This window comes from Nostoc sp. 106C (genome assembly GCF_002154725.1).
Taxonomy (GTDB): domain Bacteria; phylum Cyanobacteriota; class Cyanobacteriia; order Cyanobacteriales; family Nostocaceae; genus Aulosira.
On sequence record NZ_MTAW01000007.1, the window covers coordinates 1 to 1,432 of the forward strand.

The 1,432-nt window shown below is 43.5% G+C and carries 1 protein-coding gene; it reads right to left on the reverse strand.

What is annotated here, in order from left to right:
* On the reverse strand, nt 1–1,432 hold a 1,432-nt coding region (locus BV375_RS00065), incomplete at both ends, for a CHAT domain-containing protein (RefSeq protein WP_143841907.1).

Here is a 1,432-nt window from a genome sequence, read left to right on the forward strand (position 1 = left end):
ATGACAGTACAATCCCGGATAGTTCTGGTTGGTCTTGATTGACAAAACCGTGAGTAGCAAAATGTAAGATGCGGAATTGATTTAAGGCGCTGTTGGTTGCCCAGTTGTAATTAGCATCAAAATTCACGGCTTCTAAGGTGTTTGCTGCTGGTATCAGTTTTAATATTTCTTTGGCTTCGATTGCGGTATTTTCTAGCCTACCCCAACCGTCGCGTTTGAGGCTTCTGGCAGAACGTTCCAGGGCAGAACGTTCAAATTCTAATTCTGATCTGAGTGAGGATTTTTCGGGTTTACCTGTGACTCGTTCATCGTTAGCACTGTACACTGGGTCAGCGAGGATAGCTAAAGCTTTAGGTGCGGGTTGGCGTTTGGCGAGTTGTTGGCGTTGAAAGGCGATAGTTGAGGCTGAGGGTAAATTGACGATTTCATGATTTACCATCAGAGGTTGATATTTATTTGCGCTTAGGTCAGCTAAAGCCGCAAAGGAAATAGTTTGCAGCTGACCATCAGCAACAATTACTAAACGCTTTGCTGATAATTTATCGGCAACAGGTGCGAGGATAAGTTGACTAAGTTGATTAGCGTTGGCAATGGATAAATCACTAGCTGATCTTTGTAGCAAACTTTGATGGAATTTGGTGGCGACTTTTTCTATTTCTTCCCGTCCGGGGAGTGTGTAAACTTGCATGGATGTGGGAGTGACAGCCCACAAATAGCTGCGTTCTTCTCCCAAGGAATACTGCAATAGCAGCGTGTCTTTATCAAGTTGTTGCTGGATTTGCGGTAATTTAAGAATATCTTTGTCTGGATCTGGGTTTGTCAATTTTGCATATTCTGGATTACTAGCACGGATTTTGGCTTGTATTTCTTGGTATTGACCTAGAAGATTGTTGATTTCTGTAGTTAGTTGTTGAATAGATTCTTGAGTTTTCGGATCTTTGTTATTTGCTGAGGTTTCTAAATTGCGCCGCAGCGTAGCTTTAGCATCAATTTGCTGTCGTAAATCGCGTTCTTGTGCTAGTAGTTGTGGGTTTGCGCCTTTAAGAATTTTGGCATTAGCTTCGTTTAACAACTCTATGAGGCTTCGAGCGCGGGAGCGTTCGCTGTAGTGCAAGGCTAATGCAGCGTATCCTTGGGACGGTTCTTTTTTGTGCAGTTCCATCAATAGGTCGATGTAGAATTTGTAAACATCCTGCTGGGTGGCGAAGTAAGAAGTGCGGAGTTCTTTGCTGTCAATTTTGGTGCGTAATTCTTCGATAATTTTGATTGCGGCTTCTACATTAGTGCGGGCTGCTTGTAAGTTACCGCGACTGCGTTCTAAGTAGGCGAGGTTGTAAAAGTTACTAGCTTCCCCTGCTTTATCCCCCACCTCCTTACTCAAAGGCAGAGCAGAGTTGTAGAATTTAAGTGCCTGCTGCTTGTCTCCTAATGA